Annotated in this window: 3 protein-coding genes and 1 pseudogene; 1 reads left to right on the top strand and 3 read right to left on the bottom strand. The window is 74.8% G+C overall.

Annotated elements, in window-relative coordinates; genetic code table 11:
• The 3 genes from HGA02_RS16240 to HGA02_RS16230 form a co-directional block, all read right to left on the bottom strand.
• Positions 1–420 (bottom strand): Hpt domain-containing protein (locus tag HGA02_RS16240; protein ID WP_343035540.1); only part of this gene is annotated, 420 nt, incomplete at its 3' end.
• A 48-nt stretch (positions 421–468) separates the two neighbouring features.
• Positions 469–825, bottom strand: a complete 357-nt coding sequence (gene csrA, locus HGA02_RS21140; RefSeq protein ID WP_246247933.1) for a carbon storage regulator CsrA — start codon at positions 823–825, stop codon at positions 469–471.
• 51 nt (positions 826–876) lie between these two features.
• Positions 877–1,290, bottom strand: coding sequence for a PLDc N-terminal domain-containing protein (locus HGA02_RS16230; RefSeq protein ID WP_168680133.1), 414 nt, complete (start codon positions 1,288–1,290; stop codon positions 877–879).
• 241 nt (positions 1,291–1,531) lie between these two features.
• Between HGA02_RS16230 and HGA02_RS16225 the strand changes: the two are divergent.
• Positions 1,532–2,479: pseudogene (locus tag HGA02_RS16225) on the top strand (hypothetical protein); the annotation flags it as partial.

Here is a 2,479-nt window from a genome sequence, read left to right as displayed (position 1 = left end):
GGGTGCCGTCGCGGCCGGTGCCCCCGCGGCGGTCCGCCCCTCCTGCACGGCGACGATCGCCTCGACGACCACGTCGACGTCCACGTCGCCCTCGCCGCCGGTCCGCTCGATCGCGTCGAGCAGCAGGCGGACGGTGTCGACCGTGCGCAGCAGCACGTCGGTGGTCACCTGGTCCATCTGCCGGCGACCGTCGCGCAGCTCGACGAGCAGGTTCTCGCCCGCGTGCGTGACGCGCTCGAGCCGGGAGAACGCGAGGAACCCGCTCGTCCCCTTGATGGTGTGGATCGTCCGGAAGACGCTGCTGAGCAGCGGCCTGTCGCCCGGGTTCTCCTCGAGCTCCACGAGGTCCCGGTCCAGCTGGTCGAGGTTCTCGTAGCTCTCGACCAGGAACTCGCGGACGATCTCGTCGATGTCCTCCACGCGTGCCTCCCCACCGGGAGGCGATCGGCGCCGGCCCGGCGCCCAACCTCATCGGCCGGTGGAGGTCCCTGCTGAGGGATCCGCGGGCGTCGGGCCCGTGCTGGGCGCGTCGGCCGGCGCGTCGGTCGGTGCGGCGGGCGAGGACGCGGGGGCCGTCGCGCCGGAAGCCGGGCCGGCGGCGGGCGGCACGAGGCGGCGCAGCGCGGCGGCGGTGCTCTCGTCGGCGTTCGCGGCCTCGGCGTTGGCCGCGGTGAGGGCCTCGAGGACCTCGGCACGGTGGACGCGCACGTCGCGGGGGGCGTCGATGCCCAGACGCACGCCGTCGCTGCGGACCTCGATCACGGTGACGACGATGTCGTCCCCGATGACGAGACGCTCACCGACGCGTCTGCTGAGCACGAGCATGCGAGCGACCCTACCGTCCGGACGCGGCGGCGCCCGCGCACCACGGGCGAGTCACGCGTTCGACGCGCCGCTCGTCCCGCCGTCGGGCTCGGCGAGCCGCTGCTCGCGGTCGCGCAGCTGCGCCTCCCAGTCGCGGAGCATCTGCTCGTGCTTGCTGTCGGACTCGCGGTCGCGGCGCAGGCGGTCGAGGTACTCGGGGTCGTCGTCGGGCGCGCGCCGGGGACGCTCGTACTCGGGGAAGCCCGCGGTCCCGGTGGACGGCCACGGCACCTGGCGGCGGCGGTCGTCCTTGGGGCGGCCGGCGACGAGCCACGCGACGCCACCCGCGACGGGCAGGATCACGATGAGGATGAGCCAGCCGGTCCGCGACAGGTTGCGGATGCGGCCCTCGTCGGACTGGATGCAGTCGATCAGGCAGTACACGAGCAGCCCGATCTCGACCACGAACGGCAGGTAGCGGAGCACGACCCCTCCTCCGGTGCCGCAGGCCCCGCGCCTCGGCGGACGCAGGCTAGCGGAGCGCGGGCGCGCGGCGAGGGCGTTCGGGTGACGGACCTGCGGGGACGCGCGCGCGACCGGGCCCCAGGGCCGTTGCCTTCCGCGTTGACACGTGTCACTGTAGGGGAGCGCTTCCACGGCCGCACCGACGCGGCCCGTCCGGTCCCCGACCGGTCGACCCGCGCCCGGCCCGAAGGACGATCAGGACATGGCGTCGCAGACCCTCACGCCCGCACGCACCGACGAGCCCGGCGACGCGCTCGTCTCGAGCGGACCCGTGGACCTCGACGGGCGGCGGTTCTACCGGATCGCGTCGTACTCCGACCTCCCGCCGTTCTTCATGACCCTCGTCGGGGCCAGCGACCTGTGGCTGTTCGTGTCGAGCACGGGCGGCGTCACCGCCGGGCGCGAGCACGCCGACCGCGCGCTGTTCGCGTACGCGACCGACGACAAGGTCGCCGCGGGCGCCGGGCGCACGGGCGGCCTCACGCTGCTGCGCGTCGAGACCCCCGACGGGACGCGGTCCTGGCAGCCCTTCGCGGAGCGCCGACCCGACGACCCGGCCGTCGAGCGGCACCTGTACAAGGACTACCTCGGCACGACGCTCGTCTTCGAGGAGACCCGTCCCGACGTCGGCCTGCGGGCGCGCGTCGCGTGGCGGACGAGCGCGCGGTACGGGGTCGTGCGCGAGGTCGCGCTCACCGCCGTGGGCGGCGCCCCCGTGCGCGCCCGGGTGCTCGACGGGTTCGTCGACCTGCTGCCCGCAGGCGTGACCGTGCAGACGCAGTCCGAGTTCAGCAGCCTCCTCGACGCCTACAAGCGCACCGAGGTCGACGCCGCGACGGGTCTCGGGCTCGTCTACCTGAACTCGACGCTCACCGACAAGAGCGACCCGAGCGAGTCGCTCGCGGCGACGGTCGCGTGGCAGGTCGGTCTCGACCCGGTCGCGCACCTCACGTCGACGCGCCAGGTCGCCGCGTTCGCCGGCGGCCGCCCGGTCACGTCCGAGCCCGAGGTGCGCGGCGAGAAGGGCGCCTACCTCGTCGTCGCGGACCTCACGCTGACGCCCGGCGAGACGCGGCGGTGGAGCGTCGTCGCGGACGTCGACCAGAGCGCCGCGGACGTCGTCCGCCTCCAGTCCGCGCTCGCCGACCAC

This window comes from Cellulomonas septica, assembly GCF_012396155.1.
GTDB classification, from domain to species: Bacteria; Actinomycetota; Actinomycetes; order Actinomycetales; family Cellulomonadaceae; genus Cellulomonas; species Cellulomonas septica.
This window is presented reverse-complemented; position numbering and strand designations above follow the sequence as displayed.

Excerpts from the sequence above, each read along its gene's own strand:
- csrA (WP_246247933.1), bottom strand. The coding sequence starts at position 825 with ATGCTCGTGCTCAGCAGACGCGTCGGTGAGCGTCTCGTCATCGGGGAC.